Here is an 18,387-nt window from a genome sequence, read left to right on the forward strand (position 1 = left end):
ATGTCGGCGAAAGCTGGCATCTCGTGCGGCTGGATCGTGCCTCTCCGCTTGAGATCCCAGCTTCCGCTGGGATGACGAAGGGAGTGAGCGTTAAATCGGATAATGGCCGGGCTGGGTCTCCATCGTAATCCAGCGCAATTCGGTGAAGCTGTCGATCCCGGCGCGGCCGCCGAACTTGCCGTATCCCGACGCCTTGACGCCTCCGAAGGGCATTTGCGCTTCGTCATGGACGGTCGGGCCGTTCACATGGCAGATGCCGGACTGGATTTGCCGCGCGACCCTGAGGCCGCGCGCCGTGTCGCGGGTAAAGACCGATGCGGACAGGCCATATTCGGTATCGTTGGCGAGTTCGATCGCATGCGCTTCATCGCGGACGCGGATGATGCCGACGACTGGGCCGAAACTCTCATCGCGGAACAGCTTCATCGGCGGCGTGACGCGGTCGATGACATGGGCGGGCATCAAGACGCCATTCGCCTCGCCGCCGTTCAGTTGTGTCGCGCCTGCCGCCAACGCATCATCGATAAGCGTACGGACATGAGCAACTGTCTTGTTGTCGACCACCGCGCCGAGCGGCGTCTTGCCCTCACGCGGGTCGCCCACCGCCATGGTGCCGACCTTGGCCTGGAACTTCTCTACAAAGGCTTCGGCGATGGCATCGACCACGATGATCCGCTCGGTCGACATGCAAATCTGGCCCTGGTTCATGAAGGCGCCGAACGCGGCGGCCTTCACCGCTTCGTCAAGATCGGCATCCTCCAGCACGATCAGCGGCGCCTTGCCGCCCAGTTCCAGCACCACAGGCTTCAGATGTTCAGCGCAGCGTTTCGCGATGATCCGGCCGACCGGCGTCGATCCGGTGAAGTTCACCCGGCGCACGGCTGGATGGTCAATCATCGCGCCGACCACATCGGCCGCATCCTGTGGCGCGTTGGTGATCAGGTTGACGATGCCACCGGTGAACCCCGCTTCCACAAAGGCCTGGACGATCAGGCCATGGGTGCGCGGACATTGTTCGGATGCCTTGAGTACCACGCTGTTGCCGCAGGCGAGGGGCACGGCGATGGCTCGGGTGGCGAGGATGATCGGCGCGTTCCACGGCGCCATCGACAGCACCACGCCCGCCGGTTCCCGGATCGCCATGGCGATGCAGCCGGGCTTGTCGGACGGGATCACCTCTCCGCCGATCTGGGTGGTGAGGGCGGCCGCTTCGCGCACCATAGAGCTGGATAGCATCAGGTTGAAGCGCGCCCAGCCCTCGGTCGCGCCGATTTCCTCCATCATCGCGTTGATGAAATCGTCCACGCGGGCATCGAGCGCGTCGGCGGCCTTCATCAGCAAGGCGCGGCGGGCATTGGGGCCGGTTTGCGACCAGGCGGGGAATGCTGCCTTGGCGGCGTCGACCGCGGCAATGGCGTCTTCGACGCTGGCGGCGGCGGCCCGGGTGGCGACCGCGTCAGTGACCGGGTTCAACCGTTCGAAAGTCGATGCGGCACTGCGCGATTCGCCGCCGATAATCAGGGAAATTTCCGATGCGGACATGTGTCAGGTCCTCTCCTAATGTTATGTTGCATATCAATGTTGATTGTTCTGAGCAATAACATTATGAGGGAGTCATGAGCATGAGTCCCTCAGGCAACAGGCTGATCAATCCCGTCGCATCACGACTGGGATATCGGCTGCGGCGTTCCTCCTCCGCGATGATGGCGACGCTGGGCGCCGGGTTGGAACTGGTCGGGCTGCGGCCGGTGGAAGCGACGATCCTCCTGACGATCGGCGCCAATCCGGGCTGCATCCAAAGCGACATCGGCCGCATGCTGGGGATCAAGCGTGCTAATATGGTGCCGCTGATCACTGGTCTCATCCAGAAGGATCTGGTGCAGAAGTCGCCGGTAGACGGACGCTCCTTCGCCCTGAGCCTGACCGCCGAGGGAGAGGATGTGCGCAGCGAGGCGGACGCGATCATGACCGCGCATGACCGCCGTTACACACGCTTGCTGACGCCCGAATATCAGGATGCGCTGCGCATCGTGCTGGACGTCCTGGAGCAGGAAGAAAATGCCACGCATGAGGAGGGGGAAGCGGCAGTCATCTAGGCCGCGCCATCTCCGCAGTGCGTACATCATTTGGGAGCCTAACGCCGCAGCAAAAATAATGCGCGGCAAGCAGGGAGAGATGCAATGGAGGCTAATCTCAGCGCGCAGATACTGCCCGCCCTTTACGGATGCTGCGACCGTCCAGAAAACTGGAGGCCGCTGTTGGACCAGATTTGTGCTGGCCTTGGCGTTCGCAGCGCGGCGGTGCAGATTTACCGGCAGGAGGGCGGCCATCTGATACAGCGGTGGCAGGAGCGGGATAGCTATTCCCACGCGAACGCCGCCCTGCATGACCGGTGGATCAACAATCCAGACAATCCCCGGCTCGCCATCGTCCCGCGCGATCGCCTGGAAGCACAGCTCTCCGTCCGCACCGACGCGCAGCGTTTCGATTCCACATCGCCGCAATTGCAGGAGACGCGGCATCGCCTGGCACAGATTGGCCTTAGGGGCGGGTCGGGCCTGCTGTTCGAATTCGAACCCTCGCGCTGGTTCAGCCTGATCCTGCACAGGCAGATCAGCGACACGGTGGAGCGGGACGGCAAGGATGCTGCTTTCCTGTCGGACATCGCGCCGCATCTTCTGACCCTGTCGCGCGTCTCGGCCACCGTGCGGGCGGCGCGTGCCGCGCAAGCCACATTAGCCTCGATCATGGATCGTCTGCGCCCCGGTGTCATTCTCTGCACCGCCAGCGGCGAGGTCCGCTGGCACAATCTCGCGGCGGCCACGATGCTGGCGAACGGCGCGCCGCTGACGCTGGACCATGGCCAACTGCGCGGGGTGTCGGCCGAAAGCCGCCAGCGGCTGGCGCGGCTTCTGTCGTCTCCTTGCGATGACGACATGGTCACGGCGGCGTTCGGCGAGCTGGACGACAGCATGGTGCAGGCGATTGCACTGCCCAACGGTGCGTTCAAGGCGACGGTGGCGCAGGGATGGGATGATGACCGGGACGGCGTGGCGCTGATCCTGATCGATCCGTCACAGGCGCCGATGTTGTCGGCCGGGCACGTCACCTCGCTATTTGGCCTGACGCCTGCGGAGGCGCGATTGGCCGTCGCCTTGTCACAGGGCACATCGATCAACGCCTATGCCGATCGCCGTGGCGTGTCGGTCGGCACGGTGCGCATTCAGATGAAGCGCATCCTGGAAAAGACCGACAGTCGCCGTCAGGCGGACCTTGTCGCCAAGCTGTACGGTTCCGTCATCGCTCAGGTGCATGGCAATTTGCACTGAGCGGCGGTTGCGCGGCGTATCCCATTTGGGAGCCGCGATCTTCAAATCATCGGTCCAGAAAAAGCACGAAGCGACCGACAATCATCATTCGTCCAAAGCAGAGGATGTGCGTGTGCACAAAGCATCAGGGTATCTTGTGAGTTTCGTTGCTGGCGCCATATGCGCGGCGGCTCAGCCTGTGTCGGCGCAGCAGACGTTGCCGCCCGTGCTGGCCGACGGACAACCATCCACGGTGCCGGTTGCCGTCCAGATCGCCCGCTGGCACATGCTGGATGGCGATATCAATTCCTTGACCTTCCGCAGCATGGACCGGCTGTTCACCACGCGCATCGTCGCCCATGCGGGGACGCCCTGGCGGCTGCCGCGCGCCGACGCGCCGCTGGATGTCAGCTACACTTTCGAGGGTAAGCGCTACACGGCGCAGGATTTCCTCGATCGCACCTACACCAACGCGCTGCTGGTGATGAAGGACGGCAAGATCGTCAGCGAAATCTACCGCAACAACAGCGACGAAAACAGCCGCTTCATCGGCTGGTCCATGACGAAGTCGGTCACGTCGCTGCTGGTTGGCTGTGCGCTGTCGGAAGGGCGGATCAAGTCGCTGGACGATGACATCACCGCTTACCTGCCCGAATTGAAGGGCGGCGGATATGACGGCGTAACCATTCGGCAGATCCTGCAGATGCGGTCTGGCGTTGATTATGAGGAACGCTACGACTTCGCCAATCCCGGCATCGCGGCGCGCAATCATGTCGACGCGCTGGTCAAGAATGTCGCGCGCTTTGCCGATGCCGCGCGGACGGTGAAGCGGCTGCATGCACCGGGCAGCGTGTTCCAGTACAAGACGCTCGACACCGCTGTGCTTGGCTGGTTGATCGAACGGGTCAGCGGCACGACCGTCGCGGGCTATACCGCGCAGAAATTGTGGGAACCGCTGGGCGCGGAGCAGGACGGCTTCTACATCATGGATGGGCAGCCGGGCACCGGCCGCGAATTCAGCGGCGCTGGCTTCAACGCCACGCTGCGCGACTATGGGCGGATCGGCCAGATGATGCTGGACGGCGGCCGCGCCAACGGGCGGCAGGTGGTGCCCGCCGACTGGGTCCGCACATCGACGGCGCCGTCCGCGCCAGCCGATGACAAGATGCCAGGCATTCCGACCGGCTATGCGATGCAATGGTGGCTGCTGGACAATAGTGGCGCTTACAGCGCGGTGGGATTGCAAGGCCAATATATCTACGTCGATCCGCGATCCCGCACCGTCGTCGTCAAGATCAGCTATTTTCCGCCCGGCGATGAAAAGCCGACGGCGGAAACCGGCGCTTTCCTGAAGGCCGTGTCGGCCTGGTCTCCGAAATGACCGGAAGAACATCCAAAAAATAGGGAGGGAAGAATGAAACGCATATTGCTGACGGGCTCCACCGCCATCATGTCCTTGTGGACGTCATCCGCCTGGGCGCAGGAAGCGGCCCCGCAGGCGGGATCGTCCAACACGCTGGGCGAGATCGTCGTGACGGCCCAGCGCCGGACGGAAAATCTGCAGAAGGTGCCGGTTGCCGCCAGTGCGCTGGACGCTAATGACCTGAAGGCGAACGCCGTCGTGCGCCTCAACGACCTTCAAAATGCAACGCCTGCGCTGTCGATTTCCGACGCGGGTATCACGTCGGCGGTCAACATTCGCGGCATCGGCCTTGCCAGCAACTCGCCCAATGTGACCGCAGGTGTCGCCACCTATATCGACGGGCTGTTCCAGCCGCCGATCGTCCAGGCGAACAGCTTCTATGATCTGGCGAGCGTTGAAGTGTTGCGCGGTCCGCAGGGAACTTTGGTCGGCAGCAACTCGACCGGTGGCGCGATCTTCATCAATTCGCGCAATCCTGATCTGAATGGCATCAATGGCTATGCGGAAGGCAGCGCTGGCAACCGGGGGAATTTCGGGCTGGAAGGCGCGGTCAACGTGCCGCTATCCTCCACGCTGGCTGTGCGCGGCGCTGGATTCTACCGGGGCCATGATAGCTATTTCAAGGATGTCGGCCCCTTCAACAACAAGGCGGGCAAGCTCGACGAAAAGGGCGGACGGTTGGGCGTGCTGTGGCAGCCGGGCAATTTCCGCGCGCTGCTGAAGGTTCAGTATAATGATCGCGACATTGGCGGCTATGCCTATCGTCCGATCCAGGGGACGGAATTTGGTTCCTACCGGACCGGCGACATTTACACGCTGAACTACGACACACCGGTGGCGATCCGTGAAAAGGCGTTTATTTCCAGCCTGGAACTGCGGCAGGAATTCGCCAGCGGCATCGTGCTGCGGTCGATCAGCGGTTATCAGAGCAAGAAGATCGAAGGTGTCAACGATGTCGATGCCTCGCCTGCTCCAGAGGGCATCGCCCAGGACTATTATGCTCGCGAACGGCAATATAGTCAGGAAATCAACCTTATCTCTCCCACCGGCGAAACGCTGGAATGGATATTGGGCGGCTATTTCCAACGGAACGAAATCAAGGTGCGTATCCGCGAAACGACCTTTGGCTTTCCGACCGACATCGACCCGGACAACAAGCGCACCACGACGGGCATCTTCGCGCAGGGCAGCTACCGCGTGACGCCTGATGTCCAGTTGCAGCTGGGCGCGCGCTATTCGCACTATAAGGCAAGCGGCGTGGGCGATGTGCGCATTGGCGCTGGCATCCCCGGCTTCCCGCCCGGCGGTTTGCCGGTGGCGAGCCTTGCGGGATCGCATAAGGATGGTCGCGTGACGGGTAAGGCGGCGATCAACTGGACGGTCAATGATGACCATCTGCTCTACGCCTTCGTCGCTCGCGGCTATAAGCCCGGCGGCTTCAACGCGGTGGATTCCGAGTTCCGGCCGGAAATGGTGTGGAACTATGAAATTGGCTGGAAGGCGAGCCTGTTCGACAAGCATGTCCGCACGCAGATTTCGGCTTTCTACAATGACTATTCCGATTTCCAGTTCGAAGTGATCGAACCGACGACCGGCTTCAACGGCGTCCAGAATATCTCGCAAGGCAAGATTAAGGGCATTGAAGCCCAGTTGCAGAGCAAGTTCGGCGGCTTCAGTCTCGACGCCAATGTCGCTTATGTCCATTCGAAGCTGGCCGGCCTGACCTTCATCAATATCCGCGCCCTTCCGCCCGGGAGCTTGGGTCCGCAATGCCCGCCGGGTGTCGGCTCGGCGCCTCCGGCTTGCTACAACTATACTCCCGACATCGTCACCACCGATGGCGGCCCCAACCTCTATTCGCCCAAATGGACCTACGGCGGCACGGCGGCCTATGAATTCCAGCTGGGAGACGAGGTGACTTTGACCCCGCGCGTCAGCTATTCCTATGTCGGCCCGCGCTTCACCAATCTCGCTTATTCACCGGTGACCGACCGGATCAAAGGCTATGGCCTGCTGTCCGGCCTTGTCACCCTGCGCACCGGCCAGTTCCATATCGAGGCCTATGGCACCAACCTGACCGGCAAGCGCTATGTCAGCGGCCAGTTTGGTCTCAATGAATTTTACGGTGCGCCGCGCGAATATGGCATTCGCGCAGGCTTCACCTTCTGAAGTTGAGGGAAACCCGCCGCCATCGGGTGGCGGGTTTCAGGATTGGTGCTTTGGAGCTTGTTCGATCCGGCCAGATTGAACAAGCTCCACTTACCCCGGCAGCATCGCCGCAAGCAAATCCTAGAGCATGATCCGATCAGACTGGATCGGATCATGCTCCATTTGTCTTTTGTTTCCGCATTTTCCGAGCCAGCAGATGATGCCATCTGCTTCGAAAATGCTCTAGTCAAGAAATCGTGCCTTGGTCAGGCATTCCTCCCATTCCGCGAGGGGATCGGAGTCAGCGACGATGCCGGACCCGAGGTCGATCGTCAGCCGCCGTTCTGCCGGTGAGACGGTCAGGGTACGGATCGCGACGTTGAAACGCGCGTCACCGTCCGGGGTGAAATGGCCGATTGATCCTGTGTAGATGCCGCGCGGTCTGTCTTCCAGCTGTGCAATCACTTGCGCCGCACGGATCTTGGGCGCTCCAGTGATTGAGCCGCAGGGGAACAGGGCGGCGAGGATGTCGAAAGCGTCCACATCCTCGCGGCGACGCGCCGTCACGGCAGAGACCATCTGGTGGACCGTCGGATAGGTTTCGACCGAGAAAAGCTGCGGCACCTTCACCGATCCAGGCTCCGCCACCCGCGACAGATCATTGCGCATCAGGTCGACGATCATCAGATTTTCGGCGCGCTGTTTGGGATCAGCGGCGAGCGACTGCGCGGCAGCGGCGTCCGCTCCGGGATCGGCATGTCGCTCCGCCGTACCCTTCATCGGACGACAGGCGATGTCGCGCCCAGTCACCGTGAAGAACAACTCCGGCGAGAAGGAGAAGATGAGGTCTGCGCCAGTGGATATGATCGCGCCATAAGGAGCACGCTGGCGCTGCCGCAGCCGGGTGTAGAGCGCCAGCGGATCACCGTCGAAGTCCATCCCGGCGCGGAAAGTGAGGTTGGCCTGATACAGATCGCCTGCACGAATGAGTTCGAGCAGGTCTGCGATCCGCCCCATATGCTGCTCTTTCGTGCTGGAGGGCGTCAGTGGCCCCATGCGGAACGTCGCATCGGTGGGGAGCAGGTTTGCGAACATTTGTGACGGAAGCACCAATGGGGTCCCGAATATCCCGAACCAGAGGAGCGGCCCGCAGGAGGGGGTAACCGGCATGGCGGGATCGAAGGCGGCAGCGGCATCATAGCTGACAAACCCGGCGGCGTGTGCGCCTTGTCTCGTAGCTGCGCGCACCGCTTCCAGTGCAGGTGCGACTTCCGAGAGCGTCGCAGCCTCGATCACTTGCATCGGATGGGTGAAGAGTGTGACGTCGCCGTTGGGCGAGGATGCGTCGTCTAAAAGCACATAGGGTTGATCGAAGGCCGACAGGAAACCCAAGGCCTTCACACCACATTCTGGTCGGGCCGATTGCGGCGGCACAGTAAGAAGATGGTTCATTGCACGCTCCACCTCGCACGCGCCGAGAAATCTTCGGCCTCCGAACGAGCTTTAGGTCTGCTGTGGCCCCACATCGCGCCGTGGCGATCATTCGAACTGATCCGCAGATATTCATTTTTTCTAAGTCTTGGTCTGAAGATATATTCCACGGGAGGGAATGTAGCGGAGATAAAATCATATTTATCAGTCTCTTGAAAATGATAATGACCCCATCACCTGCAACGAGCAGGATGAAGGCCATGGGGACGACGACCGCCACTATTTCCTTCTCATAATTTATGTGAAACTGTTCCAGTCAGGAGAGCGGTGGATGATCGAGCAATTCTCGACGCAGGACGTCGCCAGGCGTGATCGCTTGGCTTACTGGAACAGGATCGCCTCTGGCCGGTCCGCCGGGCTGATGATCGACAGTTCCAATCGCGAATTTCTAGGTCAGCTTGGCTGTTGGACGCTGGGCGACCTCACCATTTTCAAGGCGCGGGCGGAATCGTCGGTCGTGTCGCGCAGCGCCCGCCACCACGGCGAAGAGCGGCTGCTGGTGCACCTCCAGACCCTTGGCCTCAGTGAGCAGCGCCAATCCGGCCGCGAATGCGTACTGCGGCCCGGCGACCTTTCCATCTGCACCACCGCAGCGCCGATGCGGATCGAGGTTGCATCCCATGAAATGATGGTGGTCGATGTCGCCCGCCATGAACTGGAACAGCGGGTGCCGCAGCTGGACCTCCATATCGGCAGTCCGACGCCCGGCAATTCGCCGACCGTCCACAGCTTTCACCAACTCGCCCTTGCCCTGTGGCGAGAGGCGGAGAGCCGTGCCGCGCCGCCCGATCCAAGCTGGGCCGAGGGCGCCGAAACGCTGATGCTGGACCTGCTGGGCCTTGCCTTGCGCAGCGCTGTGCGCGGCGGTCCCAATGTCGATGGCCGGGGACTGGCGCGGGTCAAGGCGATAGTGGAGGCACGGCTGGGCGATCCGAACCTCGACACGGAATCCATCGCGCGCGAAGTCGGCATATCCCCGCGAACGATCCAAACCTGGTTCGCGGCCGAAAGCACGACGCTACGCGCCTATATATTGGACCGGCGGCTGGAACGGGCGCTGGAAATGCTTGCGGCCGACCGGGCGGCGAACATCACCGCGATCGCCCTCGAGCTCGGCTTCAACGACCCTGCTTATTTCGCGCGCTGCTTCCGCAAGCGGCACGGCTATTCACCTCGCGAAGGGCGCCAGATCGCGCGCGCCTGACCAGCGGTAATTTCCAAAGATCGTCCATCGGCCGCTCCGATCGCAGGAGCGCGCCTACCATCAGCATGCAGGAGTGACGCAGATGACCAACGGATTGCTTGCCGGGAAAACGGGCTTTGTCACTGGCGCTGCCAGCGGCATTGGGCGCGGCATCGCCAAGGTGCTGGCGGCGGAAGGAGCCAACGTCGTGTTGAGTGACCTTGCCTCCTCAGCCGAGGAAGGCGCGCAAGCGGTCGCGGAGATCGAAGCGGCGGGCGGCGTCGCATGCTTCATGGCGGCCGATGTTACCAGCGCGGCGGATATCGACGCGCTGATTGCGCAGACGCGCGAGATCAACGGGCGTATCGACTTCGCCGTTAATAATGCGGGCATCGGCCTTAAATCCATGTTGGCGGACAGCAGCGATGACCTGTGGGACAAGATGAACGATGTGAATCTCAAAAGCTGTTTCCGCGTCATGCGCGGCGCTTTGACCGTCATGCGGGGGCAGGGTGGCGGCTGCATCGTCAACGTCTCATCCATCGCGGGAGCGGTGGGCTTGCGCGAAGCAGGCGTCTATGCGGCGACCAAGCATGCGATCCTTGGTCTGACGCGAACGGCGGCGGGGGAGAATGGCGACGTCAATGTGCGCGTTAATGCCATCCTGCCCAACGCGATCCGCTCCAAGCTGCTCGACGGCACTTCGCCCGAGTTCCTGGAAGCGCTGCTTGCGCCCCAGGCGATCAAGCGGCTGGGCGAGCCGGAGGAGTGCGGGCACCTTGCGGCCTTCCTGCTGTCGGACAGGGCGGCCTTCATCACCGGCGCGTGCATCCCGATCGATGGCGGCTATCTGGCAAACTGACCAAGGCGATAATTCGCACCCGTGAAAAATTCGCGGAAATGAATCAAATTGCGCTGGAGTCCTGATCGGTAGCGCTCCAGTGCAAGCGGGAGAGGCGGGTTTCTGTCATCTCGATGGGGAGCGCGAAAAGCGTCCATTGCCGAGGGGAGGAACCATGATCAAGATGATAGCCGCATTGCCCGTTGCGTCGGTGCTGGCCATAGCGGCCGGGACTTTGACGCCGGGGTACGCCCAGGAAGCGACGCCCGCACCCACTGGCGCCGCCGCCACGCCCGATCCAGTGCCTGCCGCTGAGGAAGTGCCCCAGACCGGTGGCGTCCAGGACATCGTCGTCACGGCCCAGCGTCGTTCGGAAAATGTGCAGAAGGTGCCGATCGCGATTACCGCCTTCACCAACGATGCATTGCAGGAGCGCGCGGTGCAGAGCGTCGCGTCGCTTTCGGGCCTGGCCCCCAATGTGACATTCGATGCGGGTACGCCCTTTTCCGGGTCGTCATCGGTGCTGGCAGCCTATGTCCGCGGCATCGGATCGAACGACTTCGCGTTCAACATCGATCCGGGCGTCGGCGTCTATCTGGACGGCGTCTATTTGGCACGTTCGGTCGGCGCGAACCAGGAACTGGGCGACGTCGAGCGGATCGAAGTGCTTAAAGGTCCGCAGGGCACGCTGTTCGGCCGCAACACCATCGGCGGCGCGATTTCCATTGTCACCCATGATCCGGGTGACAAGTTCCGCTTCATCGGCGATGCGACGGTGGGCAGCTACAGGCTGTTCCAGGCGCGCGGCACGGCGGACATTCCGATCAGCGACACGCTGGCGAGCTCGGTGTCCTTTTCCGTCAAGACGCGCAACGGCTATTTTAAGCGCAAGCCTTTCCCGGGCGCGCAGCCGGGCACCTATCAGGTCGAACCGGCGACCGCCTATTCCGCGTCCGGTTATGAAAATGCCGGGATCGGCCGTGAGGGCGGCGAAGATGCCTGGAGCCTGCGCACCAAGCTGCGCTGGGAACCGAGCGATGCCGTGCGCGTGTCGTTGACCGGGGACTATAGCAACAGCAAGCAGGAACAGCTCCCCAACACGCTGCTGGCGACCACACCCAATGTCGCGGGCGGCGCGTTCGATGTGTTCGCGGGCAGCTATAACTGCGCCATTGCGGGCCAATCGACCGGGTGCGGCAACGGCCCGCCGTCTTTCGTCTATGCCTTTCGGCGTGCCGGGCGCACCGGCTTGTTTGACCTGCCCGCGATCTTCGGCGTCAATGCCGACGCCAATCCCGACAACAACCGCCTACCTTACGACAATCGCTTTGTGACGGGCGACAAGGACAGCAGCTACGCAACGGGATCCAACTTCTCGCGCATGCAATCCTACGGCGCCGCAGGAACGATCGAATATGATCTGTCCGACAGCCTGACGCTGAAATCCATTACGGCTTATCGCGAACTGCACTGGAAGGCGGGGCTGGATAATGACGGGTCGCCGCTCAACATGCTTCAGATCAGTTTCGAGATGAATCAGAAGCAGTTCAGCCAGGAGTTCCAGATGCTAGGCAACGCGCTGGACGAACGGCTGAAGTATGTTCTTGGCGCTTATTATTTCGAAGAGTCGGGTAACCTTCATGAATATGTGACCTTCGCCGAAGGGTTGCTGTCTATCGACGGCAATAACCTTCTGAGCACCAAGAATGGCGCTGTGTTCGGGCAGTTGGACTTTAAGCCGATCGACCTGATCGGCATCACGGTCGGCGCGCGCTATACCAAGGAAAAGAAGTCGTTCGAAGGGTTTCAGACCGATCTCAACGGCCTGACCTACAAGATCCTGAACGGCTTTGGCGTCCCGCCCTGCGCATCGCTGACCCCGATCAGCGACGATTGCCGGATCGCGGCAGGCTTCCCCAACGCCAACGCCCCGCTGCAGCTTTATCCCGGTGGCGTGAACCGCAAGACCTTCGACAATTTCTCGCCCAAGATCGGCGTCCAGCTTTATCCCAGCGACGACCTTATGGCCTATGCTTCCTGGTCGAAAGGGTACAAGACCGGCGGTTGGACGACGCGCCTATCGAACCCGCTGCCCGATGCTCCGAACTTTGACGAGGAAAAGGCGACGACTTGGGAAATCGGGCTCAAGTCGAAGCTGTTCGACCGGCGTCTGCAGCTAAACTTCGCGGCCTTCACGACCAACTATAAGGGCATCCAGCTGAACTTCCAGCAGGGCGTGTCCCCCACCATCCAGAACGCCGGTGACGCCCGCATCAAGGGCTTCGAGGCCGAAGCGGTCTTCGCGCCCATCCGCGCCTTCGCCCTGACGACATCGCTCGGCTATATCGACGCCAAATATACCTCGGTACTGCCGGGCGCGGTTGTCGCGCCCAGCGTGATCCAGGGCGGTGTGTTCGTGGGTGCCGAACTGCCCAAGACGCCGCATTGGAAGGTCAATGTCAGCCCGCGCGTCGAGCTGGATGTGGGCAGCAGCGGCGCGAAGCTCATCGTGTTGGCCGACTGGACCTACACGTCGCAGATGCGCAACGACACCGAAGGGACCTTCCTGCTCAACCGCAAGGCTTCGAACGTCGTCAATGCCAACGTCACGCTGCGCCTGCCTGACGACCGCTACAGCGTCACGGTGGGCGGCACTAACGTCTTCAACGAACGTTTCCTGACCACGGGTCAGGCGCAGATCGCCGGGGGGCAATTCTACGGCACCTATAATCGTCCGGCCGAATGGTATGCCAGGCTGGGCGTGAAGTTCTGATCAACCCCACATAACGGAAACAGGATCGCATCATCATGTCCACTGTAATGACCGCCCCCCCATCGACCGCCTTCAAGATCGTCGATGTCCCCGAAAACCTGTCTCATGTGATTGAGGCGCATGGCGTCAAGGGCAGCTTCATCGGGCCGTCGGAGGAGGAAAGTCCTTGGGTGCCGTTCGGCCCCAACGCCGCCATTCGTCACCTCGCGTTCGACGTCCGCCAGAACATCTATTGCAATGTGCTCTGGTTGAAAGGACCGGGCGTCGTTGGCACGCACAAGCATCGCGGGCGGCTGGTCATGATGTGCCTGGAAGGCAGCCTGCGCTATCTGGAGCATGATTGGGTCGCAGGCCCAGGCGACTTCTTCTTGGAAGTGCCCGGCGAACGGCACACACTGGTCAGCGAGCATCCCCAGGGTGGCAAGCTGTGGGGATGGATGCAGGGGCCGATCGAATTCTACGACGAGGATGGCAAGTTCGTGGAGACGGCCGACGTATGGTGGTTCATCAACCATTATGAGAGCTACTGTCGGGAAAACAACTTGCCTATCAACCCGCAACTCTACCTCTGAGCGGGGGCGTCCGCCGGGAGGAGCAGCCCGCCTCCCGGCGGATGGATTGCAAAATGACCAAGAGCAGGCCCCTGCCACGTAACGCCGCAGCGCCGAAGACCTCATGAGCTTCCCAACCCCTGACCAGCGCCGCGCAATTGAGTGGGATTGTACCCGTCTCGTCCACCATTATGCCAATCTCAACGATGCGGCGAAATGGGAAGCCGCAGCGAACTTGTTCACGGATGATGGCCGGTTATCCCGGCCAACCGCGCCCGATCAGCCGATTGTTGGCCGCGAAGCTATATTGGCCGCCTTTCTCGCCCGCCCGCCGCGTACCACCCGCCATGTCTGCGCCAATGTCGTCATCGACGTTCTCAGCACAGATGAGGCCACAGGCGAAAGCGCTATGCTGTTGTTCGTCGGCCCAGGCACGCCGTTGGTGGGATCATTCAAGGACAGGTTCATCCGCACCACTGGAGGATGGCGTTTCCTGGAACGCAGCGGATCGCTCATCTTTTCGGCATGAGGCTATTCCATTTCATTCCTGATGCTAAAGTCGGGCCATGAACGAACAGACGCTATCGCCCACCGTCAAATCCGCCATGCGCACGATCGACATCATCGAATATGTCGTCTCGTGCCGCCGCCCACTAGTGGCGCAGGAGATCGCGCAGGCGCTATCGATCCCGGTCAGCAGCCTGTCTTACCTGCTCGCGACGCTGACGGAGCGCGGCTATCTGCAACGCGAAGGTCGCCGCTACAGCGCCGGGCCGGGGTTGGCCCGGTTACAGGGGCCGACGCCTGCCTTCTCTCTCGCCGAACGGGCCGCGCCGCTGGTGCGGTCGCTCCGCGTCCAGCTGAACGAGACCAGCTCCTTCTTCGTGCGCAAGGGGTGGGAGATGGAAGCGCTGATCACCGAAACCAGCGACCATGCGCTGCGCTATGCCGTGCAGACCGGCCGTCGCACGCCGCTCCACTGTTTTTCGGCGGGCAAGGCCTTGCTTGCGGCGATGCCGGACGAAGAATTCGAACGCTATCTGGAGGAAAGCCGTCGCGAGGCGCTGACTCCCACGACGATCACGGATGCGGATGCCCTGCGGCAGGAGATCAGGCTGGTGCAGCAGACGGGCGTGGCGCGCACACGGGAAGAAAGCACGCCCGGCATTTACGGCTTGGCCTATGTGGCGCGCGCGGATGGGGAAGTGGCCGGGGCGTTCAGCGTCGCCGTGCCGGTAGTGCGGTTCGATGAGGAACTCGACCGGCGCGTGGTGTCCGCGCTGACACGGACGGCGGCCTTGTTCGATATTGCTTGAAGCATGCCGCTGATCCCGGCGCCGTTCGCGCTCAGGGCAAACGGGTGAAGGATATACGCCGTGCTCCTGCGAAGGCAGGAGCCCAGGTCCAAGCGCCGAATTAGGCTCTTGCCTTTGCAGGAGCACAGCAGCACTGCCCCCCAAAAAATCCGGCGGGATGCCGGGAGAAAAACACCCCGCCGGTTGGATGATCAGGCGGTCTTGCGGGTCCGCCATCCATCCGCATAGCTGTCACGCGCGACTTCGGAATAGGGCGCGGGGCTGACAGTGGCGTGGATTTCGACCTGGATATGCGGCTCGACGGTCGGCTTGCTGGTGCCGCCATCGGGTTCGCCCCACAGCAGCGTCACCTTCGTGCCGGGCTCGGCATATTCGGCGTCCAACATCGCCAGCGTCAGCATGCGGCCTTCATTGGCGCTGTAGCCGACCCAGGTGGACAGGCCGACCTGCTTGCCATCGACCAGCACCGAGTCATAGGGGTGCATCGAATAGACCGCCGAGGGGAATTCGAAATATTTCGCGCGGTCGCCCTTCTGGAAAGCGGAGCTGATGACGCGGGCGACGTCTTGGCTGTCGAGCGCCAGCGTCACCTTCTTGCGATGCGGTCCGGCCGCGATCTTCTCCAGCGCTTCGCGGCCGATAAAATCATGATCGAACTTCACGAACAGACCATAACCGAGATCCCAGGGGGTCAGATAATAGCCATCGATGCTGTCGGGGACATAGCTGCCGCCGATCGACGCCTTGGCTTCGTAGGAGTTGGCGGTCAGCCATTCGCGATAGGGCTTGAGCGCTTCGCCGCTGTAGACGGCAGGCAGGGGGGAGGGGATCCAGCCCGATTCGAGCGTGTTGGACGAATAGGTGCGGCCGCCCACCAGCGTCAGGCCGAAGGGTTCGCCCGCCTTGATCAGCGCCTGGCGCACGGTTTCGCGCTCGGCCCAGGGACCGAACAGCTCATAGCCCGGCTGACCCGCCATGCCGTGGCGGAGCGCGCGCACCTTGCAACCGGCGATGTCGAGCGTGGTCATATGGAAGAATTTGAGGTCGGGCGGGGTCTGGCCCATTGCCGCCTCAAGCGTCTGCATCGCGTTCGGCCCTTGCAGCTGATAGCGGTAAGACTTGCGGTTTTCCGGGTCAGGGCGGACGGCGGTGCGCTCGTCGCGTTCGACGGTGACGTTCCACTTGCCGGTCTGGGCATGATATTCCACCCACTCGATGGCGGGGGCACGGCCGACCAGGTTGAAGCGGTTTTCTTCAAGGTAGAAGAGGATCACGTCGCCGATGACGTAGCCGTCGGGCGTGACCGGCACCCACTGTTTGGCGCGATCGGGAATGAAGCCCTTGAAGCTGTTGATGCCGAGATGGTTCAGCATCGCGAAGGCGTCGGGCCCACTGACTTCCAGATCGACCATGTGATAGGACTGATTGAACAGCACGGCCTTCTGCGCCCATGCGGTCTGTTCGTTGCGCCAGTTGGAATATTCCGCGGGAACGCCCGGATAGGCGTTGGGGCCGGTCTGCTGGTTGCGCAGGAAGTGAACGAGGTCACCCTTGCCTTCGACCAGATTTTGCAGGCTTTCAGTCATTCATCGTCTCCCATCATGGTATTGGAGCCGACGGGCATGTCCAGCCAGTCGGCTATGGCTTCGTTAAGGGCATCAGGCGCCTCGGCGGGCAGCATGTGGCCCGCCCCGGCGATGATCTTGAGGTGCGCACCGGGGATGCGCGCAGCTATGGCGCGGTGCTGTTCGGGCGGGCTCCATTCATCAGCGTCGCCCACCGCGACCAGCGTCGGACAGGCGATGTTCGGCAGCAGCGATTCGACCTGCGGGCGGCCGAGAAGGGCGGTGATCTGCGACGCATAGGTTTCGATCCCGGCCTGTGTCGCCATTAGGTGCAGCGGCGCGATCAACTCTTGATCGGCGCGGCGGGCAGGGGCGACCATGGGGGGAAGCCAGCGGTCCACCAGTGCGGCCATGCCCTCCGCCCGGGCGAGCGCCAGCAGGGTGTGGCGCTTCTCTGCCTCTCCTTCACGGACGGTGTGTGTGCCGGTGCTAATCAGAGCGAGCTTTTCCACGCGCTCAGGGGCAAGCCGCACAACCTCTAGTGCGACCCGTGCGCCCATAGAATGGCCGAGCAGCGCCATCTTCTCGGGGCCAGAGGCGATCACGCGCTGCGCCATCTCCGCGATGCTGTCACACGCGCCAAAGCCATCGATTGCGAAGGCGTCGGGGAAACGCTTCAGCTGCGCGCCAAACATGCGGGAATCGCAGAGAAGGCCGGGCAGAAGGACAAGATTTGCGGTGGAAGCGGACACGATGAAATCGCCTTAATTCGTATTCGTGAAATTTCCTATATACGAATTAAAGGAAAGGCGCTAGAGAAGAAATGGCAAAAAGATCGAGTGGCCGACGCTGCTCGGCAAAGCCCAAACACTTCAGGAGAGCGGTCATGGCGGGCGCGGCGACGATCCACCCGAACTGGGAACAGCATATCCCCAAGCGGATCACGGATGGCTATTCGATCGAGATGACGGCCAAGGATTGCGACGCCCTGCGTTCCGCCGCGTCGATGCTGGCGCCGGAAACGCCGATCGCCATAACTTTCCTGCCGGGCGAGACGATCGATGCGCGGATCGACGCGGCGAAGCTGGTCCGTGACCTTGGCTTTGAACCCATGTCGCATCTGTCGGCGCGGCGGATCGGGTCCTTTGAGGAGCTGGAACAGACGGTGCGCCGGTCGGCCGAGGAAGCAGGCGTGCGCCGCATGTTCCTGGTGGCGGGCGATCCTCCCGTTCCTGCGGGGCCGTTCGAGCATGCGCTTTCGTTGCTTCGCACCGGCCTGTTCGAAACGCATGGCGTGAAGGCGATCGGTATTGCGGGGCATCCGGAAGGACATCCGGTGATGGACGAAGAGGCCCGGTGGAGCGCGCTTCTGGCGAAGTGCGCGGAGGTGTCGGATCGCGGCATGGCCCCGCTGATCGTCACCCAGTTCGGGTTCGATGCGGCGCCGGTGCTCGACTGGCTGATCGAACTGCGGCGGCGGGGCATCGATGCGCCTGTGCGGATCGGTGTGCCGGGGCCGGCGGGGATCAAGACGCTGCTGCGTTTTGCTGCCCATTGCGGCGTGGGCGCGTCCGCTTCGGTGCTTGCCAAATACGGGATTTCCCTGTCGCGCCTGCTGGGCGCGGCTGGGCCAGACCGGCTGGTGGGCGACATCGCCGCTGGCCTGCATCCCGGCCATGGGCCGGTGCGGCTGCACTTCTATCCGTTCGGCGGCTTGGCGCGGACGGCGGAGTGGATTGGGCAACACCGGTCGAACCAGAATTAACGCACATCATCCATAGGGGGATC

General features: G+C 62.2%; 15 protein-coding genes. 11 read left to right on the forward strand and 4 right to left on the reverse strand.

The genetic code is table 11. From position 1 onward, the window contains the following. Positions 1 to 90: 90 nt before the first annotated feature. Positions 91 to 1,542, reverse strand: a complete 1,452-nt coding sequence (locus tag ACZ5ZH_RS02710) for an aldehyde dehydrogenase (protein WP_464772097.1) — start codon at positions 1,540 to 1,542, stop codon at positions 91 to 93. Positions 1,543 to 1,616: 74 nt separating this feature from the next. Here ACZ5ZH_RS02710 and ACZ5ZH_RS02715 point away from each other — a divergent pair, with 74 nt between their 5' ends. The 4 genes from ACZ5ZH_RS02715 to ACZ5ZH_RS02730 all read left to right on the forward strand — a co-directional run bounded on the left by ACZ5ZH_RS02715 (position 1,617) and on the right by ACZ5ZH_RS02730 (position 6,900). After that, complete coding sequence (locus tag ACZ5ZH_RS02715; protein WP_464772098.1) at positions 1,617 to 2,096, forward strand: MarR family winged helix-turn-helix transcriptional regulator; 480 nt, start codon at positions 1,617 to 1,619, stop codon at positions 2,094 to 2,096. Positions 2,097 to 2,180: 84 nt separating this feature from the next. Continuing rightward, positions 2,181 to 3,329 carry a helix-turn-helix transcriptional regulator gene (locus ACZ5ZH_RS02720; RefSeq protein ID WP_464772099.1) on the forward strand — a complete coding sequence of 383 codons (1,149 nt, stop codon included), beginning with the start codon at positions 2,181 to 2,183 and terminating at the stop codon, positions 3,327 to 3,329. 136 nt (positions 3,330 to 3,465) lie between these two features. Beyond that, complete coding sequence (locus ACZ5ZH_RS02725; RefSeq protein WP_464772100.1) at positions 3,466 to 4,689, forward strand: serine hydrolase domain-containing protein; 1,224 nt, start codon at positions 3,466 to 3,468, stop codon at positions 4,687 to 4,689. A 33-nt stretch (positions 4,690 to 4,722) separates the two neighbouring features. Then, positions 4,723 to 6,900 (forward strand): TonB-dependent receptor, encoded by a 2,178-nt coding sequence (locus ACZ5ZH_RS02730; protein WP_464772101.1) that lies wholly within the window; start codon positions 4,723 to 4,725, stop codon positions 6,898 to 6,900. A gap of 222 nt (positions 6,901 to 7,122) precedes the next feature. Here the strand turns inward: ACZ5ZH_RS02730 and pabB are convergent, their stop codons facing one another. Next, the gene (gene pabB / locus ACZ5ZH_RS02735) at positions 7,123 to 8,331 is read right to left on the reverse strand and encodes an aminodeoxychorismate synthase component I (RefSeq protein WP_460987761.1); all 1,209 of its coding nucleotides are present in this window, start codon (positions 8,329 to 8,331) and stop codon (positions 7,123 to 7,125) included. Positions 8,332 to 8,641: 310 nt separating this feature from the next. Between pabB and ACZ5ZH_RS02740 the strand changes: the two genes are divergently transcribed. The 6 genes from ACZ5ZH_RS02740 to ACZ5ZH_RS02765 all read left to right on the forward strand — a co-directional run bounded on the left by ACZ5ZH_RS02740 (position 8,642) and on the right by ACZ5ZH_RS02765 (position 15,034). Then, on the forward strand, positions 8,642 to 9,574 hold the full coding sequence (locus tag ACZ5ZH_RS02740) for an AraC family transcriptional regulator (protein WP_449471735.1): 933 nt from the start codon (positions 8,642 to 8,644) through the stop codon (positions 9,572 to 9,574). 82 nt (positions 9,575 to 9,656) lie between these two features. Beyond that, positions 9,657 to 10,415 carry an SDR family NAD(P)-dependent oxidoreductase gene (locus ACZ5ZH_RS02745; protein WP_460987762.1) on the forward strand — a complete coding sequence of 253 codons (759 nt, stop codon included), beginning with the start codon at positions 9,657 to 9,659 and terminating at the stop codon, positions 10,413 to 10,415. A 154-nt stretch (positions 10,416 to 10,569) separates the two neighbouring features. Beyond that, positions 10,570 to 13,167: a TonB-dependent receptor gene (locus tag ACZ5ZH_RS02750; protein ID WP_464772102.1), complete on the forward strand. Its 2,598-nt coding sequence runs from the start codon at positions 10,570 to 10,572 to the stop codon at positions 13,165 to 13,167. Between the two features lie 35 nt (positions 13,168 to 13,202). Then, positions 13,203 to 13,739: a 2,4'-dihydroxyacetophenone dioxygenase family protein gene (locus ACZ5ZH_RS02755; RefSeq protein WP_460987764.1), complete on the forward strand. Its 537-nt coding sequence runs from the start codon at positions 13,203 to 13,205 to the stop codon at positions 13,737 to 13,739. Between the two features lie 103 nt (positions 13,740 to 13,842). After that, positions 13,843 to 14,247: a nuclear transport factor 2 family protein gene (locus tag ACZ5ZH_RS02760; protein ID WP_464772103.1), complete on the forward strand. Its 405-nt coding sequence runs from the start codon at positions 13,843 to 13,845 to the stop codon at positions 14,245 to 14,247. Positions 14,248 to 14,284: 37 nt separating this feature from the next. Then, positions 14,285 to 15,034 carry an IclR family transcriptional regulator gene (locus tag ACZ5ZH_RS02765; protein ID WP_464772104.1) on the forward strand — a complete coding sequence of 250 codons (750 nt, stop codon included), beginning with the start codon at positions 14,285 to 14,287 and terminating at the stop codon, positions 15,032 to 15,034. A gap of 191 nt (positions 15,035 to 15,225) precedes the next feature. Here ACZ5ZH_RS02765 and desA read toward each other — a convergent pair whose 3' ends face one another. Together desA and ACZ5ZH_RS02775 are read right to left on the reverse strand one after the other, a co-directional pair. Next, a complete protein-coding gene (gene desA, locus ACZ5ZH_RS02770; RefSeq protein WP_449471745.1) occupies positions 15,226 to 16,620 on the reverse strand; it encodes a syringate O-demethylase in 1,395 nt (464 codons plus the stop codon). Continuing rightward, positions 16,617 to 17,351, reverse strand: a complete 735-nt coding sequence (locus ACZ5ZH_RS02775) for an alpha/beta fold hydrolase (RefSeq protein ID WP_464772105.1) — start codon at positions 17,349 to 17,351, stop codon at positions 16,617 to 16,619. The genes desA and ACZ5ZH_RS02775 overlap by 4 nt, the downstream gene beginning before the upstream one ends. A gap of 134 nt (positions 17,352 to 17,485) precedes the next feature. Between ACZ5ZH_RS02775 and ACZ5ZH_RS02780 the strand changes: the two genes are divergently transcribed. Continuing rightward, on the forward strand, positions 17,486 to 18,364 hold the full coding sequence (locus tag ACZ5ZH_RS02780; protein WP_464772106.1) for a methylenetetrahydrofolate reductase: 879 nt from the start codon (positions 17,486 to 17,488) through the stop codon (positions 18,362 to 18,364). The last annotated feature ends 23 nt before the right edge of the window (positions 18,365 to 18,387 follow it).

It is taken from the genome of Sphingobium sp. TomMM7A (assembly GCF_055397305.1).